Raw genomic sequence first — 18,948 nt, 5'->3', positions numbered from 1 at the left:
TCGCCATTATCATTCTTAATATCATATCCTGTTTCCAAATATCCAGAATAGACTTTGTCATTATGATTAATCTTTGCTCTTGTAAAGTCATTGTTACTTAAAATAATATCTCTTTCAACATCACTGTCAACAAATCCTATTCCGAAACGTCCTTGCAAGTAGAACGGAACATTTTTGTTGCCTAATCTTCCATATAGTGAAACGCCAAAGTTATTGGCATCAGATTTTCCACCATATCTGTCAAATTTAACATCAGCTTTTGAGTATGATAATGCAGTACCTAAAATCAAGTTTTCACCAAACTGCTTGTCAACTCCGACTTGTCCACCAGCAACTTTAGTATCTCCCTTACCATATCCATCCTGTTTTAACTTACCATTGGCACCAAATCCAGAAATCCACAATCCGAAATTATCTCCAACATTGTCAAGTGTTCCTAACATAACTAATCTGTTTGACAAGTCCTTGTTTACAGTATGTGAATGTTGGAATGTAAGTGCCTGTGCAGAAGCATAAATTTGTCCAGATAGACTGTCCAAAACTGCTGCCCTGTTTGAAGAAGTAAGTGCCTGGAGTTTAGCAGCTTTTCTTTCAAATTGAGCGACATTTCCAGCAGTTCCATTTTCAATATTTTGATCTAACTTTTGGAATGCAGTTTCCAAGTTTTCGGCAGTATTTTTTTGCATTTCGTCAGATTCTGCAATTTTTTCTACATAGTCTAATACATTTTTTCTGCTTACTTTTGCAGAAACAGCATTTTCGTTTTGGTTGATTTTAGCATTTAACATTTCATCAGTGTTTACATTTTCAAAGTTTCCTTCGATTTTGCTGTCTGATGTAATTACATTTTGTGTAGTTCCGTTAGCTGTTACGTATTTTCTTTCTCCATTTTCTTCTGGCTTTATTTCAAGTCTTGAATTATTTAAATTAACTTTTCCTTTTACATGAATATTAGAATTTAAATCTGATACAACCCTTGAATTTTCCAAAGCCTGATAATTTCCACTAATTTGTGTTGAACCAGAGTTTTCCAGAGTTCCATTATTTGTAATATCATTTTTTATTACAGCATTATTTGTAGAAAGAGTAGCTTGTCTTCTTACACTGATTGATGAAGAATAAACACCATTTACTTGCAATCTTCCTGCTTTTACTGTTGTAGGCCCTGTAAATGTAGAATGTCCAGATAAGATTAAATCTCCAGCTCCATCTTTAACTACACCTGCATCTCCTGAAATATTATTTGAGAAAGTATAAGTTCCATTTGGAATGTTGATATTTACGTTATCTCCAAGTGCAAGCTGCTTACTAAATAATGCAGGCCCTTTAAGAGCTTTATCAACATTTAAAAGTCCCCATCCATAAACATCATCAACACCTGGTGCACCAATGTCAGTTGCTGTTGATAAAATAGTTTGACGGATTAAACTTGCGTCCATCCAAGGATATTTTTCTTTAATCAATGCTGCTGTTCCTGTTACAAGCGGTGCTGCAAACGAAGAACCACCACCAACATAATTTTGTCCTTTTATTGAAAATGTCTGATCCCCGACTGCAGTTACAGTCCAGTTTTTAGCAACTCCCGCAGGTGAAAGAGGAGTTAGGTTATCCCAGCTTGTATCTCCTAATTTTGATTCAACTTTTGAAGTTAGTGCAACTACATTTATCCATCCTTTTTCAAGTTCACGTTCAAAGTGAGGTAATCCCCCTTCAAGTGTAGGCTGTTTGTCAGAAGAATCATTTCCGGCTGCCCATACGAATAAAGAACCATTATTTACTTCAGTTTTATAGAAATTAAGTAGATCACTTCCTATTTGATGTCCATAATAGTGGCTTGAAGTTGAGTTGCTGTTAAAATCTGTTACTACTCCGTCAATTCCAAATGACTGGTTATAAATAGAAACTCCTTTATCTTTCAATGCCTGATACATTGCCAGTGTTACTTTAGGATATGTTCCCTTCTCACCATGTTTACCAGCGTCAATACCATAAACAGTTGCTCCTTTGGCGATTCCGTTTGAAGAACCTGCTGCAAGATCAGCCACAACTATTCCGTGATCGTCATTTGCAGTAGATTCGGCTGTAAATCCAGGAACTGTAAGTTTTGTTAAACGGCTTCCAAATTTTGCTGCTAAATCTGCATCAAATGCTGAATTTTGGAATCCTACATCAATAACTCCTACTTTGACACCAGAACCTGTAAGTGTTGAATTTGAATTATTATGCGGATTATCTTTGTTGTACGAAAGAGTAGTATCATTCCATGTTAATCCTGAGCTTGTTGTAGTTACAGTTGGTTTAGTTGTTACCGGTGCTGTAGGTTTCGTACCTGTATCAGGTGATGGTGATGGCGTAGGGGTTGGTGTTGGAGTTGCTGATGCAGAGCCACCGCCACCTCCTCCACCGCCACCGCAACTGATTAATAAAGCGGCTAATGCAATAAGAATTGATTTTTTAGTGAAGTTATATTTTTTAGCACCTTTTTTTATATCTTCATTAAATTTTTGTAAATTAGCAGTCATAACTACCTATCTCCCTTCGATATATTAAAAATTATTTTATTTAAATTGTTTTTTTGCTTTTCTTTGAAAAAAATTTAAATGTAATTAATTTCTGTGATAATTTTCCAATATTATTCTACCACATTTTTTCAAGAATTTCACTATAAATTTACAAATTTATTTAAAAATTTCTCCTGCTTCCTTATACCATAAAACTAAGTCCAGCTCGTCCATTTTTATTTTTGAAAATTCTGAATATTCCCGCATTTTTTCCTCAATTTCATAGTATTTTTTTTCTGTTATTGTTTTAGGAATTTCATCAATTACATTAAGTGCTTTGAGATTTCTTAGAATGTGTCTATCCAAAATTGCAATATTTTCTCCAAACCCAAGATTTCTCAACACATGATTTGCCTCTTTTAATCCCATTCCCTTGATATTTTTCAAAATCCATTTTCTTTTTTCAAGAGTATCTCCAATTTCTGATAAAATTTTCCTTGGCTGTAATTTTTCATCCTTTGTCATTAGTTCCCGTAGTTCCACCAAATACCGTGATTTATTATTCTTAAATCTGACAATGTTTAGAAATTCCACTATTTCTTCAGGCTTCCCATCATAAAGTAGCCCATTTTCCACTAAAGTTGTAATGGCTTGCCAGGCGTTCTTAGCTTTTGACTGAGGTGTCAGAATGCAAAATGCTATTTCTGCAAATACTTCTTTTTCTGTACCTTTCCAAGCCTTTTTGTAACCTTTTATCGCCTTTTCAATTCCCTTTTTTATTTCTTTATGGATTTTCAAAATCTCTTTATGCTTTTCCTTATCAATTCTCCTACTAATTTCATAATTTTCATTATTTTTTTTACTTTTTTCAGACATAATCAAATTTCCTTGTTTTAATAATATTTTTTATTTATAAAATTATTTTAAAATTTCTTTCAAAAGTTACGATTATTGCTAAATTTCAAGATTAATTAACTTTTTTAGTTTATTTTTGGATAAATCTAAATTTATTCCAGAAAAAATTGCCCAATTTCATCAATAGTTTCCTCTGATTCCTTGAGCGGTGCTAAAATCCAGTCGTGACACAGATTTTCCCCAATTTTTATTTCCACACTTGTTCCAACGGCAACTTCCAGCATATCACTTAACTTTAGGCAATCTGGATACAAAATTTCATTTGTCCCAAAAATTAGAAAAATCTCCCCAAGATTATCCATATTTCCATAAATTGGCGAAATCATAGGACTTTTCACGTCCAGTTCCCCAGCAAACTGCTTTCCTGTCACAATTAGCCCATTTAGTGGCAAGAGAGGATCTTTTTCCGCAAATTCCTCTATTTCCTTATTTGTCATCGAAACATCCACCCAAGGTGACATTAATACAGTTTTCTTTGGAAATGGCAACCCTTTTTCGGTTTTCAATATTTGTAAAAATGCAAGTGCCAAGCCTCCACCAGAAGAATCTCCAAATAAATAAAATTCATCGTCTTTGTATTTGTCAGTTATCTGCTTATAAGCATCCATTAAAACCTTGTGAGCCTTATCAACTGTGTTTTCTGGAGCAAGTGGATAGTCAATGAATGTAACTTTCAGATGATATTTTTTTATCAGTTTTTCAATAATATTTTTGTGAGCCTTGACAGCACGCATGACATAAGCACCACCATGTAGAAAAATAATATGTTTATTGTAACTTTTTTCTGAAAAAACTGTCAAAACTTGGTATTCATCAATAAACTGCTCATCAGTAATAAGCGATTTGTCAAAATTCTTTTTATTCAAAAAATCCGTATCTCTCCTCGGATTTAAAAAATCCTTTTCCTTATATTTTTTCATGTTCACCAATTTTGCAATTGGTACTGCAATATCTGATAATAAACTCATTTTTTCATTTTATTTTTCAAGAAAAATAATTAAACTCCTTTCACATCTTAAAATTTAGCATTAAATGTATTTAGTAATTTGTTCTTTTTTATTTATGGACAAGAAGTCAACAATAAAATAATTTACTTTGTTATAATTTTAAATTCTTATTGTACAATTTCTGATAATTTTTGAATTAAAATATTTTCACTTTCTAATTTTTCCCGTATTTTTTTTACAAAAAGTAAAGCCTTTTCTCCGTCACCGTGAACACAAATAGAATCAGCCTTTATTGGTATTTCTTTTCCTGTTATTGAAGTTACTTTTTGTTCCTTTATCATTTTTACAACACGTTCTATTGCTTCATTTTCATCGTGAATCATCGCCCCTTCCTTTGAACGTGCCACAAGGCTTCCGTCTTCCTCATAAGCCCTATCTGCAAAAACTTCGCTCGCATATTTTAAACCTAAGTCTTTTGCAGCTTTTAAAGTTTCACTTCCAGAAAGTCCAAGAATGATAAGAGAATTGTCAAATTCAGCGACAGCTTTACAAATAGCCCTTGATAATTTATAATCTTTTGCAGCCATATTATACAAAGCTCCATGAGGTTTTACATGTTGCAGCTTTACACCTTCACTTTTGCAAAAAGCCCCTAAAGCTCCTAATTGATATAGCACATAGGCTTTCGCTTCGTCTATTGAAATCTTCATTTCACGTCGTCCAAATCCCATTAAGTCGAGAAATCCAGGATGAGCCCCTATTCCAATGTTATTTTTTTTAGCAGTTTCTATCGTTTTTTTCATAACGACAGGATCTCCTGCATGAAATCCGCAAGCTACATTAGCACTGGAAATAAGTGGAATAATTTTATCATCTCCTCCAATTTTATAATTACCAAAACTTTCTCCCAAATCACAGTTCAAATCCACTTTAAAAGCCATATTTTACCTCTTTTCATTTTAAATTTTTAATAAAGCAATACATTTTCAATAAAACTTGTAGTTGCCTTTCCTTGACAGAAAACCTCGTTTCTCATAATTTGATATTGAAAATCTAGGTTAGTTTCTATACCTAAAATAACAGTTTCGTTTAGTGCTGAACGCATTTTTTGAAGTGCCATTTCACGAGTTGGAGCGTGAACTATAATTTTGACAATCATTGAGTCGTATTCTGTTGGTATTGTGTAGCCTGTGTAAATAGCAGTGTCAACTCTTATTCCATTGCCATCTGGCAAGTGCATATTTATTATCTTGCCAGGACTTGGCATAAAGTTTTTTTCAGGAATTTCTGCATTTATACGGCATTCTATCGCATGTCCTCGCAATTGTATGTCTTCTTGTGTGAAACTTAATTTTTCATTCATTGCCACTCTAATCTGTTCAATTATCAAGTCCGTTCCTGTTACCATTTCAGTAACTCCATGCTCCACTTGGATTCGGGTATTCATTTCCATAAAATAATATGAGCCATCCGCACCCATTATAAATTCTATCGTTCCAGCGTTTGTGTAATTTACTGCTTTTGCCGCCAGAATCGCATATTTGTTTAGAGCTTCCCTTGTTTTTTCAGAAATTGCAGGAGATGGCGATTCTTCCACTAATTTTTGATGATTTCTCTGAACAGAGCAGTCCCTTTCGCCAAGAGCCACTACATTGCCAAAATTATCAGCAATTACCTGAATTTCAATGTGTCTCGGATCTTCTATAAATTTTTCAATGTACATAGTGTCGTCGCCAAACGCATTAATTGATTCCCGCTGAGCCACATTAAATAAAAATTCAAATCCATCCCTATCTTTTACAACACGCATCCCTTTTCCGCCACCACCAGAAGAAGCCTTTACCATAACAGGGTAGCCGATGTTTTCAGCAGCTTTCATTCCAGCCTCCACGTCATAAACAGGCTCCTTTGTTCCCGGCACAACTGGAACACCAGCCTCCATCATCGTTTTTCTAGCCTGAGATTTATTCCCCATTCTGTCAATAACTTTGGCTGTTGGCCCAATAAAGTTTATCCCATTTTCCTCGCACATTTTTACAAACTCTGAATTTTCTGACAAAAAGCCATATCCAGGATGAATCGCATCCGCTCCCACATTCAAGGCAGCTGTAATAATACTTTCCTTATTCAAATAACTATTTCTTGCTGGCCCTTCCCCAATACAGATACTTTGATCCGCCAGTTTTATATGAAGACTCTCCTTATCCTCCTTTGAGTAAATCGCAACGCTCATAATCCCCATATTTCTACAGGCTCTAATAATTCTAACTGCAATTTCTCCACGATTTGCAATCAATACTTTTTTTATCATAAATTAATCCTCTTTCTCTTTTTTCTTTTAAAGTGATTTTTTAAATAAATTAAATTATTTAAGCAGCAGATTTTAAAAAATTTAATACATTATTTTTATTCCATAAATTTTATCTTATCTTCAATTTCTGCATAACGTTCTTTTCCAATAATCTTTTCCAAATCCACATTTGATCTTATGTTACTTTTTTTAATTTCAGGAAGTAATTTTTTTATTTCCTTATTTGTAAATCCTATTTTTTTTAATTCTTTTCTATTTAACTTGTTAATGCTGTATTTTGTAATTTCACGTCCATAATTCTCATTTGGATTCTGAATTTTTTCATTATCCACAAACAAAAATTTTTGTGCAGTTTCTAATCCAGTTTTCCCAAACCCTGAAATATTTTTCACTTCGTTAATATCTTTAATAATCCCAACTTCATCCCGATATTTCACAAATTTTTCAGCCTTATTCTTATTAATCCCCAATTTTAGCAAATCCTTGTACTCAACATTATTGATGTCGAATTTTACATTACTTTTTGTCAAATCAGCATCTTTTTTAGCCTTATCCTTTTTATAATTTTTTTCCTTACTAATCTCAATTTCAGGAATATTTTTATCCTCAATTAGAAGTCTTAAAAAATTTCCCCCAATTAACAGCATTATAAAAATAATGACATATTTTATTTTCATAAATAATCCCCCTTTTGATCATTTTATTTAACAATTTTTGAAAATCTGCCACTTAAATAAAATAACTTATATTTTATGACAAATTATACCACATTGATTTGTTATTTGATAGATAAAAAAATTAAAATTTAAATTTTATCATTACTACACCACTTAAATAAAATTTTTATCTATTTAATTAAGTTATTTTCTTTGTTGAATTTTTTGAGGTAGAAAACAAGAAAATAAAATAATTTTCTCATTTTACTTTAATAAAAAGGTGCTATTATTATTATGAAATAAATAATTTGCTCTAATTATTTAATTTTTGAGAAGAGATTGAAATATGATAAGAGGTGATTTTTATGAAAAAAATTAGAGAAAATGTGAAAAAATTGCTTTTGCATTTTAAAAGTGGATTTGAGAGATTTCCGATAACGATTATTTTAACTTTTTTGCATTTTATTACAGGGGTGTATATAGCTGAAATTAGAAGTTTTGAGTCTGATTATTTTATTGAAATTAATTTGCTTTTGTTTGGAAGTGTTTTTATTACAGCGATGTTTGAAATGGTTCGAGAAAAATATTTTTATAAAAAAAATAGATGGCTAGTAAGAGGAATTTATTCGCTTATAACACTTGTTATATCAATTATTTTTTATGTAGAATATTTACGAACTAATGATTATTACAATATTTATTATTTTACATTAATTCCGATTTCTATAATTTTATTTTTATTAATCCCTATTTTAAAAAAGGAAAATAAGGAAAAATATTTGCAGTCAGTATTTTCAAGTTTTATTATAACAGGAATTTTTGCTGCGGTTCTCTGGGGTGGAATTGAAATAATACTGATAACAGTTAATTATTTATTTTTTAATTTTTATGATAAAGATAGTTTGTTTTTAAGATTATCTATGTACTTTTTCTGGTTTATAGCTGAAGTATTTGGAGAATCATTGTTTTTATCTTTATTGAAAAAAACTGATGATAATCTTGAAAACTATGAATTTCCATTTATTTTTAATTTATTGATTAAATTTGTAATTATTCCGTTAATTATTATTTACACAGGTGTTTTATATATTTATATGGCGAAGGTTCTTATATCCATGCATTTGCCAAAAGGATTAATTTCTCACCTTGTTCTTTGGTACACAGCACTTAGTGTCGCTGTTATGATTTTAATAACACCATTTACACAGAAAGATAAATTTTTTGAGAACTTTAAAAAATATTTTCCATATTTTTCGATACCTTTAATTTTTGCTTCACTATTTGCAGTTTTTCAAAGAACGTATCAATATGGAATTACTGAAAATCGTTATTATGTACTAATTTCAATATTTTGGCTGTTTTTCTGCATGATTTTATACATAAGAAAAATGAATGTTACAGGAGTTTTCATAAGTTTAATTGTCTGTTTTATAATTTCAGTTTACACTCCGCTTAGTGCCAAAAATGTTAGTAATTTTAGCCAAAGTCAAAGATTGAAAAGAATGCTTGTAAAATATGGAGCTTTAAAAGATGGAAAAATTTCCAAAATTACACAAAAACTGACTGATGAAGAAGGTAGCCAGATTCATACAACGATTCAATACATATCTGATAACAGCACTATTGCGAAATTAAATTTCAAAAATGAAAAAGGTGAAGTTTATGCAACTCTTGGAGATTTGGAAAAAGGACTGGATGTGAAAGAATCTTGGAAAGATTATTCTTACAGAAGTTATGATGGAGAAAATTATGAAGAACGGAAAGTTGTCACATATAAAGTAAAAAATATTGAAAATGCTGAAGTTATATCTGATATAGCAGGTTACGATAACTTTATATCTTATAAAAATGTTTATAATGAAGATTTGATAAATCAGGAAAATGAATCTGAAAAATATAAAATTATTTTAAAAAATAAAATAATCACAATAAACAGCAAAGATGGAACAGAACTTGCCAAAATAAATTACGAAGATGCAGTAAAGCAAATAGTGTCCAAATTAAAAACTTTAAAATTACAGGATGCAAATGATGCAGTGTATGAGGTTTCACAAAAAGATTTAGAATATATTGGAACAATAGGAAAAATTAATTATAAAATTTCTTTAAGAAGCATTAACGAAGAGACAGTAGATGGAAAACCAAAGGATTTGTATTATGATGAGTTTGATTTTATGTTTTCTGAAAAGAAATAGTTTTTGAAATAATTTTAAAACAGCCAAAACTCTTGAGTTTGATTTTAAAAAATGTTACTATGAATAAAAATGAAAGGAAAAATTAAATTATGAAAACTTTAGTTATCTTGGCACATCCCGATATGGAAAATTCGAGAATTAACAAAAGGTGGAAAGAAGAATTGGGGAAATATCCTGATAAAATCACAATCCACGAACTTTACAAGGAATATCCAGACTGGAACATAAACATTGAAAAGGAACAGGAATTGCTTGCAAAACACAATAATATAATTTTTGAATTCCCGCTTTACTGGTACAGCAGTCCGCCAATATTAAAAAAATGGTTTGATGAAGTTCTTTCATATAACTGGGCTTACGGAAATGAATACAGGCTTAAAGGTAAAAACATAGGTTTTGCCGTATCTGTCGGAGGGCCAGAGCAGGAGTATTCAAAAGAGGGTTCCGTTAGATTTTCAATGAATGAAATTTTAGTTCCTTTTGAAGCCACTGTCAAATACATTAAGGCAAATTTAATTCCCCATTATTTTATTTTTGACACTGAAAATTTGAGCGATGAAAAGTTGTCAGAAAATGTTGAAAATTATATAAAATATATTTTCAATATAAAGTAGTTAAATTTAATAGAAGAACAATAAAAAATCGGGATTTTTCCAGCTATATTTTGACTTTCCAAAATTTTAAAAATTGCAGTCAGAAATTTGGCATTTAGCTTTAAACCAAGTTTGTTATTGCTTGTGGATTTATTCCAATTTTTTGGAAAAGGAGAAAAATGACAATAAGAAGAAAACTTATGTTAATAAACATTTCTTTTATAACATTTGTATTATTAATTATATTTGTTTTTTTATTATATTTCCAATACACTGTTTATAGTTATATTTTAATTACCATATTAATATTGATTCAAGTATTGAGATTAGATAAAAAATTGCTCATGTATTATTATAAAAAATATATAAATATTTTAGATAAAGAACTTGATCCTGAAAAATTTATAGAAATTACACAAAATGAAGATAACAGAAATAAGAATAAGCGTTATAGAAATTATATGAAACTGAATCTTTGTGCTGGATATTCTTCACTAGGAAAAGTAGAAGAAGCGTATCAAAATTTAAAAGATATAGATTTATCTAAAAAATCATTATTCAGGGAACAGGATAAAATCCTGTATTACTATAACGAAGCGTTGTTATTGCAGGAACTTGATAGAAAAGAAGAAGCGATAGTTATTTACAAAGAAAAAATTTTACAACTTAAAGAGAAGTTTAAAACTAATAAGGAATTAGAAGGAATAAATCCTCTTATTGAATTTTTAAATGGTATTTTATTTTATGAAAATGACAATACAAAAATGATTGAAATTTTATCGGAATTATTAAAAAAATTAAGTAATAAACGTCAGATTCTAGTAATTAAAAATTTATTAGCAAATTATAAAGTAAAAGCAGGAGAGACAGAAGAAGCAAGAAAATTATACGAAGAAGTTATTGAAAACGGGAATAAGTTATACATTGTAGAAGAGGCAAAAGAAAAATTGAATAAAATGTAATTATAAAAAAATAAATCGGAATTAATCAATATCTTAAATATATTCCGATTTTTTATTGATTTAAATTTTTTAACTATTTTATGATTTTTTTTATTTGAATATTAAAACAGTTTTTCTGCCACTTCTATATTTTTCACAAAACATACATTCCCATCTTCCCTATACTCCAAAAGCATCGGATAAATTTCCACTCCATTTTCCATTGCTTCATAAAAAGTTTCTGAAAATTTCCTGTCAATAATATGTTCAGGTGCAAAAATTTCTGATTTTCTAAATATGAGAATAAAGACAGCCGTTCTAAATCCTTCCTTTTTGAGTTCCATCAATTCCTTCAGATGTTTTAAAGCACGCACGGAAGGAGAGCCGGGGAATTGGGCAGTTTTTCTATTTACCAAAGTACAGCCTTTTACCTCAACATAAATTTTATCTTTTTCAGTTTCCAGATAAAAATCTAGTTTACTATTATTATGCTTAATTTCAGGCTTTACATACAAAGGCTTTCCAAATGGTGAAATTTGTGCATTGTTAAATATAGATTCTGTAATGTAGCGATGAAAAGCTGTATTAATAAGTATAATTTCCCTATGAACCTTTACTGCGATAACATCCCATTTAGTTTTTCTTTTTTCATTATCAGCACTTTTTATCAACAATTCTGCTCCATCAATCAATAATTCCGTCAATCTCCCTGTATCATGTAAATGAGCAAAATCTTCTCCAAAATATTTTTCATTTTCTGAACGCTTAAATTTAAATCTGACTGTAAATCGAGTAACTCTTTCCTTGAAATCTACGATTTTATCATAATTTATTGTATAAAGAATTTTATTTTTTTTCATTTAGTTTTCCTCTTTAAATATTTCTGATTTTAGGATATCATATTTAAAATGAATAAACAAGAAAATTTTATAGCTATTAATAAAGTCGGAAATATGTGATATAATAAATGATAATTTAAAGAATAAGATTAATGAAAAAATAAAAAAGAAAGGAAAATATTATGTTTGCGGATATTATTAAAGTGTTTATTTTAAGCCTTGTGGAAGGGCTTACAGAGTTTATACCTGTCAGCAGTACAGGGCATATGATTATTGTGGATCAGTTTTTGCAGCTTTCACAAGATGAGGAGTTTGCCAATGCGTTCAAGATAATTATACAGTTAGGAGCGATTTTATCAGTAGTTGTGTATTATTGGAAAAGAATTTTTCCATTTGCAAAAGGGCTTAGCAAGAGTCAGAGAGCTGATATTATTCAGATGTGGGTAAAAATAGTGATTGCGGTGCTTCCTGCGGTTGTGCTGGGACTTCTGTTTGACGATATTATTGATAAAGTGCTGTTTAATTCGATAGTTGTAGCAATAATGCTGGTTATTTATGGAGTTATACTTATCTGGCTTGAGTCTAGGGAGAAAAAGAAAGGCAGAATTAATTCAATTACCCAAATGTCAGTAAAAACTGCGATTGGAGTAGGGCTGTTTCAATGTCTTGCGATGATTCCGGGAACTTCGAGATCAGCTGCTACGATTATTGGTGGAGTTTTACTTGGGTTAAACAGAGTTTTAGCAACGGAATTTTCATTTTTTCTTGCGATTCCGACAATGCTTGGGGCGACACTTTTGAAGTTGGTAAAACTTGGTACGGCTTTAAGCGGATATGAATGGTTTTTGATTGCTTTAGGGTTCGTTTTGTCGTTTGTGTTTGCGTATGCTGTGATAAAAGTCTTTATGGATTACATTAAAAAGCATGATTTCAAGGTGTTTGGATATTATCGGATTGTCCTTGGAATAATTGTACTGGTGCTATACTTTGTGGGAGTTATAAAATAGATGATAAGAGCGAATATTGATATTAATCAGAATAAACTTGAGGAATTTGTACGTGTGCTGCTACCAGAAAATTATGATATTATTTCTGAAAATAGTGAAAATGATGTGGAAATTAGTGTGAATTCTGAAAAAAATCAGAGTGTGGAAAACTTTGACAAAAAATGTGGAAAACTGAAAGATTTAGAAAGTAAAAATATAGAAACAATCATTGTGAATACAGTGTTAATTGATAGTAAAAATGAAAAAATCTTGAAAGAAGTAACATTTTCACATAAGAAAGTAAATGAAGAATATTTTGATCAGGCAGAAGTTATGGCAAAAAGTTCGCTAATGGAGCTGTTTAATAAAAAAAATGAGTATAAATGGGGGATTTTAATAGGTGTGCGTCCTACAAAGATTGTAGGGCGATTTTTAAAAATGGGACTAACTTACGATGAAATTGATGAAATATTGGAAAAAATATATTTTGTAAGCGATGAAAAGAGAAAACTTCTGCTAGATATTGTAAAACGTCAGGAGCCATATCTAGACAAGGAAACAATCGGAATTTATATCGGAATCGCCTTTTGTCCCACAAAATGTTCGTACTGCTCATTTCCAGCCTATCTGCTACGTGGAAAATATGCAGAGCGATATAACGAATACATAGAGTCAATTTACCACGAAGTCCGTGAAATCGGACAACTAACACAGGAATTAGATTTAAAAATCAACACAATTTATATAGGTGGAGGAACACCTTCAATCTTAACGGCAGAAGAAATTGATAAATTGCTAAAAACAGTAAAAGAAAATTATAATTTAGATTATCTAAAGGAATTTACATTTGAGGCAGGAAGAATTGATACGTTAGATGAGGAAAAATTGGCTATTATTAAAAGCTATGGAATAAATAAAATCAGCATAAATCCGCAATCTTTTAATGAAAAGACTCTAAAACTTGTAAATCGTTATCACGACAGGAAGCAGTTTGACAATGTTTATAGGCTTGCTAAAAATCTGGGATTGGAAATAAATATGGACTTAATTTTAGGATTACCACGTGAAACTACGGACGATATTTTGTACACAATGGACGAGATTTCCAAATATGATATGGAAAATCTGACAATTCACAATTTGGCAATAAAAAATGCAAGCCGTCTTAACAAAGAAAATTATGCTCACGAAGACATATTGGATTATGAAAAAATTTATGAAAAAATCGAAAATGTGACTAAAAATAAAGAGCTTTTTCCATATTATATGTATCGTCAGAAAAACAGCTTTCAATGGGGAGAAAATCTTGGATATTCCTTAAACGGAAGTGAATCGATTTACAATATCGAAATGATTGAGGAAAATAAGACAATCATTGGAATTGGAGCTGGAGCGATTACGAAACTTATCTGGTTTGACAAAGAAAAAAATCGGGATAATATAAAAAGGCTTGTAAATCCGAAAGATCCGCTGGTGTGGATGAATGAGCTGGAAGATCGGTTGGAGCAGAAAAAATCTGAAATTTGGAAATTATTTGAAAAATAGATTTTATTAAGGAGAGGGCTGTAATAGTTTTCTCCTTAAATTCCTTACTAAATAGTATATAATTCAAAATTTATTAAACATTCACTATTTAAATGGGAAATATTATAAAATCACATAACTATTCCATTCAAATCTTGAAATTATTTAACTTTATCAGTTCATATCGACATAAATAAATTCATAAAATCAATTTTAAAATATTTTTTGCATAAAATAATCAAAAAATTTGAAAAACATTAGTGTTTATCTCATATATAAAATCAAATGAATTGAATGATATTGTGGAATATAATATTGTTTGATTTAATTTTAAATTAATTAATGTGAAGTTGAAAAAAGTCAGTGTTTATGGAGAAAATTGAGAAAATGAGAAAGTAAAAAATATCGTCTAAAAAAATAAACTCATAATTGTTATTATGAAAATGTTTGCAAGTATATTGCTACATAGATAATAATTATGGGGTGAAGTAGGCAGTGGAAATTGATTTTAATGAAAGGGATTTGTTAAAAGAAGTTTTAAATTTTAAAATTATTAGCAGAAAATATCTGGAAGAGAAATATGGATTTAAAAAATTGGATTATACAATTGAAAATGTAAATAACTTTTTACGGGAAAATAATAACGAAATAATACATAAAAGTAAAAATTATTTATATTATTTTGGAAGGTATAACGAAAAGGTATTCAAAACAGAAGATAGAAGCATAAATATGAAAATGTCGTTTAGAAGAGAGCTTATTTCACTTATTTTACTATTTAAAAAAGAAAAATTAAACATTTACCAATTTAATAAACAAATAAATAGAACTCAGGAAAATACAAGAAATATTCAAAATGATGTAAAGCAGATATTAAAAAATTTTAATATAAGATATTCAGAATATATGAAGTGTGGAAGTATTGAAAAACTGTTTAGAGAAAGAAATTATAATTTAAAGGAAATAGGCGAAGAGTATCTGAAGGAAGTGCTGTCCAAAAGATTGGAAAAGATTTATATTGGAAGAACAACATATCAGGAAAATTTTTATTTTAAATTGCTACATAAAATTCTGGAGATGAAAAATATTAAGTACATAAAAAAGATACTTTTTTCATATATTGAAGAGTTTACTAATATAATTTCGTTAGATGAAAAATACGCTATGCTGACATATTTAATTTCAAATATAAAAAATAGCGATATAAAAAGTAGGTTCAATGTTAAAAAAATACTGAAAATGAAGAATATTTTTTAATGATGGAGAAAATTTTTAAAAAAGAAAGATTGGAAATAAATTTAAAATTTATAACAATGTTTTATAAAAAGTTGCATAAAAAGCGGGAAAGTTACAAAAAAATAATAAATGAAATTAATAATGGACTAATATTAAATGATTCTAAAAATGTAAAAGCTGTGGATTTAGAAATGAAAAATGTTCAGAAAATAAACAGTCAGAATAAGATACAAGTTTATAGTATCGCTGAATCATCTGTAAATTTTGAAAATGAAAATTTGTTAAATAAACAAATAGTAAAGCAGTATGTTCAGCAAGATAAAGTTCCTAAGATTCCAACATTAGTCCTGATAGACTTGGAAGGAAAAGAAATTTTGAAAAATTATAATAAAATAAAGAAAATTTTTAATTTTATAAACATAATAAAAGTAGAGCATTTGACAGAATTTAAGAAGATAATTTCTAAAAATAATAATGATTTTGAACAAGTATTATTGATTTCAAGTTCAAAATTTTCAAATGTGATAAAAAATTTTTCATATACACCAATTTATCGTTTTGAAATTGAAAAAGAAAAGGGAGCTTTAAAAAATCGGGTTAATTTCCTAAAACAGATGATATATTTAAGGACAATGATGTTACAGTATTTGGAATTTAAAACAAATAGAAGAAGATTTTTTAGAAAATAAAAATTTTGATAACAAAATTAAGTATAAAAAATAAAAACAGCACCACCAAAACCCTTTAAATACAACAAGTTAATTTTTTCACTATTTATCGGCAGTTGTGTAGATTTTTACTGTCAAAAAAAAATAAATTTTTTTCTAAAATATGTTTGCTTTTGTGAAATTTTTGGGGTATAATGAAGATAGAGTAAAAACAATATTATAATGATTACAAATAAAGTAAATAAAAATAATTTGAAAGGATGTGTTGTTAAATAATGAATGCATGGAGAGGATTTAAAGAAGGAAATTGGACAAACAACATTGATGTTACAGAATTTATCAGATTGAATTACACTGAATACTTAGGAGATGACAGCTTTTTGGAAGGGCCGACAGAAGCTACTACTGAATTGTGGAAAAGTCTTTCAGAAAAATTTAAAGTAGAAAGAGAAAAGGGTATTTATGATGCAGAAACTAAAATACCTTCACAAATTGATGCTTATGGAGCGGGATATATTAATAAGGACTTAGAAAAAATTGTAGGATTACAAACTGATGCCCCTTTAAAAAGAGCAATTTTCCCAAATGGTGGATTGAGAATGGTAAAAAACAGTTTGGAAGCATTTGGGTACAAATTGGATCCTCAGACTGAAGAAATTTTTTCTAAATATAGAAAAACTCATAATGATGGAGTTTTTTCAGCATACACTGAACAAATTAAAAAAGCAAGACATACTGGAATTATAACAGGACTTCCAGATGCTTATGGACGTGGAAGAATTATTGGGGATTATAGAAGAGTTGTACTTTATGGAGTAGACAGATTAATAGCTGATAGGGAAGCACAATTCAAAAATTTAGATCCGACTGAAATGACAGAAGATGTTATTAGACTTAGAGAAGAAATTTTTGAACAAATCAAAGCATTAAAAGCATTGAAAAGAATGGCTGAAGCTTATGGATTTGACATTTCACAACCTGCAACTAATGGTAGGGAAGCTGTGCAATGGTTATACTTTGCATACTTGGCCGCTACAAAAGATCAAAATGGAGCTGCAATGAGTATAGGAAGAACTTCTACATTCCTAGATATTTTCTTGGAAAGAGATTTGCAGGAAGGAACTTTGACTGAAAAAGAAGCTCAAGAAATAATGGATCACTTTGTTATGAAATTAAGAATAATCAGATTCCTAAGAACACCTGAATATGATGCATTATTCTCAGGAGACCCAGTTTGGGTAACTGAATCAATCGGTGGGATTGGAGAAGATGGAAGATCATTAGTTACTAAAAACTCATTCAGAATTTTACATACATTGTACAACATGGGAACTTCACCTGAACCAAACTTGACAGTTTTATGGAGTGAACAATTACCTGAAACTTGGAAAAAATTCTGTGCAAAAGTATCAATTGATACATCATCAGTACAATATGAAAATGATGACATTATGCGTCCACAGTTTGGTAATGACTATGGAATCGCTTGTTGCGTATCTCCAATGACAATTGGGCATCAAATGCAATTCTTCGGAGCAAGAGTAAACTTACCAAAAGCATTACTATATGCAATTAACGGTGGAAAGGACGAAAAATCAAAAATTCAAGTTACTCCGGAAGGGCAATTTGAACCAATTAAAGGTGAATACTTGGAATTTGACGAAGTATGGGAAAAATTAGACAAAGTGTTAGATTGGTTGGCTTCAACTTATGTTAAGGCATTGAATATCATTCACTATATGCACGACAAATATTCTTATGAAGCATTGGAAATGGCATTACACGATGTTAATATCAGAAGAACAGAGGCATTTGGAATCGCAGGATTGTCAATTATTGCAGATTCATTGGCAGCTATCAAATATGGTAAAGTAAAAGTTGTAAGAGATGAAGACGGAGATGCAGTTGACTATATCAACGAAAAAGACTATGTTCCATTCGGAAATAATGACGATGCGACAGATCAGTTTGCAGTAGACATTACAAGAAGATTTATGAACAAATTAAGAACTCACAAAATGTACAGAGATGCAACTCCTACACAATCTGTATTGACAATTACTTCAAACGTTGTGTATGGTAAGAAAACAGGAAATACTCCTGATGGAAGAAGAGCCGGAGCACCATTTGGGCCAGGAGCGAACCCTATGCACGGAAGAGATACAAGAGGAGCTGTTGCTTCACTTGCCTCAGTAGCTAAAATCCCGTTTGAAGATGCAAACGATGGAATTTCTTATACATTCGCAATTACACCGGAAACATTAGGTAAAAATGCAAACGAAAAACAAACTAACCTAGTTGGATTAATGGATGGATATTTCAATCAAACAGGGCATCACTTAAATGTAAACGTATTCGGAAGAGAATTATTGGAAGATGCGATGGAACATCCTGAAAATTATCCTCAATTAACAATCAGAGTTTCTGGATATGCAGTGAACTTCGTTAAATTGACTAAAGAACAACAGTTAGATGTAATTAACAGAACAATTTCAAATAAAATGTAATATTTGAAAAATTTAGAAATTTAATTATAAAATCTGGAGTAAATTTTTAAGAATTTGCTAGAAATATGAAAAATGTCGCATAGTTTCATAAAAATATGAGTTATGCGGCATTCTTTTCTATTGTATGAT

15 protein-coding genes are annotated in these 18,948 nt (G+C 30.0%); 8 read left to right on the top strand and 7 right to left on the bottom strand.

All coding sequences use genetic code 11. The annotated features are described in order from the left end of the window. The 6 genes from K324_RS0104020 to K324_RS0103995 form a co-directional block, all read right to left on the bottom strand. Positions 1-2,522 (bottom strand): autotransporter serine protease (locus tag K324_RS0104020; protein ID WP_036095106.1); only part of this gene is annotated, 2,522 nt, incomplete at its 3' end. A 156-nt stretch (positions 2,523-2,678) separates the two neighbouring features. Further along, complete coding sequence (locus tag K324_RS0104015) at positions 2,679-3,326, bottom strand: N-glycosylase/DNA lyase (protein WP_026748032.1); 648 nt, start codon at positions 3,324-3,326, stop codon at positions 2,679-2,681. A gap of 182 nt (positions 3,327-3,508) precedes the next feature. Beyond that, on the bottom strand, positions 3,509-4,384 hold the full coding sequence (locus K324_RS0104010) for an alpha/beta hydrolase fold domain-containing protein (RefSeq protein WP_026748031.1): 876 nt from the start codon (positions 4,382-4,384) through the stop codon (positions 3,509-3,511). A 146-nt stretch (positions 4,385-4,530) separates the two neighbouring features. Continuing rightward, the gene (locus K324_RS0104005; protein ID WP_026748030.1) at positions 4,531-5,304 is read right to left on the bottom strand and encodes a LamB/YcsF family protein; all 774 of its coding nucleotides are present in this window, start codon (positions 5,302-5,304) and stop codon (positions 4,531-4,533) included. A 26-nt stretch (positions 5,305-5,330) separates the two neighbouring features. Then, on the bottom strand, positions 5,331-6,674 hold the full coding sequence (gene accC / locus K324_RS0104000; RefSeq protein WP_026748029.1) for an acetyl-CoA carboxylase biotin carboxylase subunit: 1,344 nt from the start codon (positions 6,672-6,674) through the stop codon (positions 5,331-5,333). A gap of 95 nt (positions 6,675-6,769) precedes the next feature. Beyond that, positions 6,770-7,351, bottom strand: coding sequence for a helix-hairpin-helix domain-containing protein (locus K324_RS0103995; RefSeq protein ID WP_026748028.1), 582 nt, complete (start codon positions 7,349-7,351; stop codon positions 6,770-6,772). 344 nt (positions 7,352-7,695) lie between these two features. On the opposite strand from K324_RS0103995, the gene K324_RS0103990 reads away from it, so the two are divergent. From K324_RS0103990 to K324_RS14245, 3 genes are all read left to right on the top strand, one after another. Further along, positions 7,696-9,525 carry a DUF4153 domain-containing protein gene (locus K324_RS0103990; RefSeq protein ID WP_026748027.1) on the top strand — a complete coding sequence of 610 codons (1,830 nt, stop codon included), beginning with the start codon at positions 7,696-7,698 and terminating at the stop codon, positions 9,523-9,525. Positions 9,526-9,614: 89 nt separating this feature from the next. Continuing rightward, complete coding sequence (locus K324_RS0103985) at positions 9,615-10,139, top strand: NAD(P)H-dependent oxidoreductase (protein WP_026748026.1); 525 nt, start codon at positions 9,615-9,617, stop codon at positions 10,137-10,139. Between the two features lie 323 nt (positions 10,140-10,462). Beyond that, positions 10,463-11,080 carry a hypothetical protein gene (locus K324_RS14245; RefSeq protein WP_036095110.1) on the top strand — a complete coding sequence of 206 codons (618 nt, stop codon included), beginning with the start codon at positions 10,463-10,465 and terminating at the stop codon, positions 11,078-11,080. Positions 11,081-11,181: 101 nt separating this feature from the next. Here K324_RS14245 and sfsA read toward each other — a convergent pair whose 3' ends face one another. Beyond that, positions 11,182-11,919, bottom strand: coding sequence for a DNA/RNA nuclease SfsA (sfsA, locus tag K324_RS0103975; RefSeq protein WP_026748024.1), 738 nt, complete (start codon positions 11,917-11,919; stop codon positions 11,182-11,184). A gap of 161 nt (positions 11,920-12,080) precedes the next feature. Here sfsA and K324_RS0103970 point away from each other — a divergent pair, with 161 nt between their 5' ends. The 5 genes from K324_RS0103970 to pflB all read left to right on the top strand — a co-directional run bounded on the left by K324_RS0103970 (position 12,081) and on the right by pflB (position 18,819). Further along, positions 12,081-12,905 (top strand): undecaprenyl-diphosphate phosphatase, encoded by an 825-nt coding sequence (locus K324_RS0103970; RefSeq protein WP_026748023.1) that lies wholly within the window; start codon positions 12,081-12,083, stop codon positions 12,903-12,905. Beyond that, the gene (locus K324_RS0103965) at positions 12,906-14,429 is read left to right on the top strand and encodes a coproporphyrinogen III oxidase (protein ID WP_026748022.1); all 1,524 of its coding nucleotides are present in this window, start codon (positions 12,906-12,908) and stop codon (positions 14,427-14,429) included. Positions 14,430-14,903: 474 nt separating this feature from the next. Further along, positions 14,904-15,665: a BglG family transcription antiterminator gene (locus K324_RS16315; RefSeq protein ID WP_248615344.1), complete on the top strand. Its 762-nt coding sequence runs from the start codon at positions 14,904-14,906 to the stop codon at positions 15,663-15,665. Beyond that, on the top strand, positions 15,665-16,333 hold the full coding sequence (locus tag K324_RS16310; protein WP_248615343.1) for a hypothetical protein: 669 nt from the start codon (positions 15,665-15,667) through the stop codon (positions 16,331-16,333). Before K324_RS16315 ends, K324_RS16310 begins: the two co-directional genes overlap by 1 nt. A gap of 254 nt (positions 16,334-16,587) precedes the next feature. Then, positions 16,588-18,819, top strand: coding sequence for a formate C-acetyltransferase (gene pflB, locus K324_RS0103955; RefSeq protein WP_026748021.1), 2,232 nt, complete (start codon positions 16,588-16,590; stop codon positions 18,817-18,819). Positions 18,820-18,948: the final 129 nt, after the last annotated feature.

The sequence above is a fragment of the Leptotrichia trevisanii DSM 22070 genome, assembly GCF_000482505.1.
GTDB lineage: Bacteria > Fusobacteriota > Fusobacteriia > Fusobacteriales > Leptotrichiaceae > Leptotrichia > Leptotrichia trevisanii.
The sequence above is the reverse complement of the archived record's forward strand: the minus strand, read 5'-3'. Positions and strand labels throughout refer to the sequence as shown.